At 45.0% G+C, this 2,231-nt stretch carries 2 protein-coding genes and 3 pseudogenes; 3 read left to right on the forward strand and 2 right to left on the reverse strand.

Annotated features, from left to right (window positions below; translation table 11 throughout):
* Both PSI15_RS17685 and tnpA read left to right on the forward strand, forming a co-directional pair.
* A pseudogene (locus tag PSI15_RS17685) lies at positions 1–304 on the forward strand (long-chain fatty acid--CoA ligase); the annotation flags it as partial.
* 428 nt (positions 305–732) lie between these two features.
* Positions 733–975 (forward strand): IS66 family insertion sequence element accessory protein TnpA, encoded by a 243-nt coding sequence (tnpA, locus tag PSI15_RS17690; RefSeq protein ID WP_273584661.1) that lies wholly within the window; start codon positions 733–735, stop codon positions 973–975.
* Positions 976–1,217: 242 nt separating this feature from the next.
* Here the strand turns inward: tnpA and PSI15_RS17695 are convergent.
* A pseudogene (locus PSI15_RS17695) lies at positions 1,218–1,331 on the reverse strand (IS110 family transposase); the annotation flags it as partial.
* 105 nt (positions 1,332–1,436) lie between these two features.
* The gene (locus PSI15_RS17700; RefSeq protein ID WP_273584662.1) at positions 1,437–1,856 is read right to left on the reverse strand and encodes a helix-turn-helix domain-containing protein; all 420 of its coding nucleotides are present in this window, start codon (positions 1,854–1,856) and stop codon (positions 1,437–1,439) included.
* A gap of 274 nt (positions 1,857–2,130) precedes the next feature.
* On the opposite strand from PSI15_RS17700, the pseudogene PSI15_RS17705 reads away from it, so the two are divergent.
* A pseudogene (locus PSI15_RS17705) lies at positions 2,131–2,231 on the forward strand (IS6 family transposase); the annotation flags it as partial.

A 2,231-nucleotide genomic window follows, 5' to 3' on the forward strand; every position in this document is an offset into this window, starting at 1 on the left:
TTCGCATCTAGCAGGGTTTAGCTATCTCATGACAGCCGTTTTGTTGGGGATTCCCACTATGGTATTAACACAAATAAGTGGTCAGAGTGTTATCGATAATGTAAGAAATTTTAGGCCTACGATTATAGCCACATTCTCTGAAACATGGGCTGAACTTAAAGAATTTAGTTTGTTACATAATGAATTGAATTTCTTGCTTAGATGTTATAATACAGGTGATATGGTGCACGAATCTCACATGAAATATCTTATTCAGGCTGCACCAAAACTTCGCTTTTACAACGTGGAGGCCTATGAGTTTTGAATTACTCTTATTTCCAAGACGATATCAGTCAGTGAAAATATTATCAATAATTGGAATGTAGGAAAGCAGATCTAAATAGATTAGATATGGACACCGGCTTAATTCAAGGATGAATTAACTCAATATGCATGATGTATATCACAAAAAAGTAAATGACTTAATGCCATTTCATTGAAGGTGACTACACTGAAAGAGTTATATTTGACATGTTCTACTACATTAATCCTCTTGTTTCGGGTAGTGGACTGTTTATAGAATCCTCAATGGGTTAACCCATTGAGGATTCGCCATTTAAGATAATAAGAATAAACAGAATTGGCTCCGAGTTACCTATTGATTTTAGGTAAGCGTACGGGGAACCCCACCTAGCCAAGGCAAATCCACTGATTAAAATAGCCTCACTTCTTCTTATCATGGAAAAAGCCCACATGAGCCAATCCAGGTTTACTCAAGCCGAGTGGCGGGATATTTTTGAACAGCAGAAAAAATCTGAACTGACTGTCCCGCAGTTTTGCCAAAAAATCGGTGTGTCGACAACTCGGTTCTATCACCACCGCCAACGTGCCTCCCATCCACCGGAAAAGCCTTCTGGGCTGACTGCCTCGTCGGCTTTTATTAAAGTCAGCACCGCTCAGGAAAATCTATGGTCCCCACCTTTTTTGCAACACTGATTTTTGATTGATGTTGGCTTGCTTAAATCTATCCGGCGTCACTATGGGCAGGGATGCCCGCGCCTCGATGAGTTCCGCACCTGATAAGCCTAAAAATCCGCACGGCTTCAGAGAGCCATTTTTTATGTCAGGATTCTATCAGGTCGATAAGCCGTTCATGTCATCAATAATCAGTCTTCGCAAAACCAGATTGGGAACTGCTTTAATTAACGATTAACCTGCCAGTCAGACTGGCGGCGTCGTTACCTTTCGAACACCGTTTGCCGTGTTGTGATTGCCCAGGCTATCCGGGCTAATTTGTTGGCCAGCGCACAGGCCACAACATTTGAGTGCTTTCGCTCAAGCTGAGTCTTTACCTGTATTAGTGTGATTACCGAGGGAGACTGACGGACTAATTACTGAGGGACTTTGTCGTTCCAGTATACCCGTCTCCGCATAGAACGCTCAACTCATCATCATCGCTAAGCAGTAGCTAGCGATGATTTTGCTCTCTCTACTCGCAGGGCTACCGTGTTGAGCTTATGTCTCAGCCAGATACACCGAACCGTGGACTGGCTTATCTCTATCCCGTACTTTTTCCTGAGTTGGGCTGCGATTTGAACTTGGCCCAGATGAGGGTTTTCCAGCGAGAAGGCAATCACCGTTTCCTCCCGTTCTTTTGGCGTTCGGTTTTTGTGGTGATGGTCTGGATTGAGCGTGCGCTTTAACGCTAGCGGGCCTTTCTCCTTGAGTAGCCTGCGATTTTTATAGAGAGTTTCTCGTGAGCAGCCACTGAGGCGAGCCGCTTCAGAGACATTACCCAGTTTTTCTGCCAGGGCTATTGCATCCAGTTTTCTCTGGATTTCTAAGTCATACATCGTAGGCTGTGTCGGCTCTGTCACCTCAGATATCATCAGTTTTCGGCCAGCGAAGCAGGCAACGATGCTGCCATCATAATGCTTTCGAACTTCTATTTTCTGGTGAGTGATAGAGTGCCTCAGAGGCGAGTCAATCAGGTACATTTTGTTGTAGTAGCTGAACGTATGGTCACGGCGGATTTTCCGATAATCCTTCTGAACACAGACCGTATCGAGGTCAATATGCGCAGGAACAGGGGTTCTGTCGCATTAAGCGGTCATCAGGTAAGCTCCCCTGTTTTTGAGCGAGTCCAGAGCGATGTCCCTTATCCGAAAAGCGTTCAAACGTCTGCACTATCCTGTTGATATTATCGCCCAGTGTGTCCGCTGGTATCTGGCCTACGCCCTGAGCCTGCGCAA

It is taken from the genome of Xenorhabdus sp. PR6a (genome assembly GCF_028599065.1).
GTDB lineage: Bacteria > Pseudomonadota > Gammaproteobacteria > Enterobacterales > Enterobacteriaceae > Xenorhabdus > Xenorhabdus doucetiae.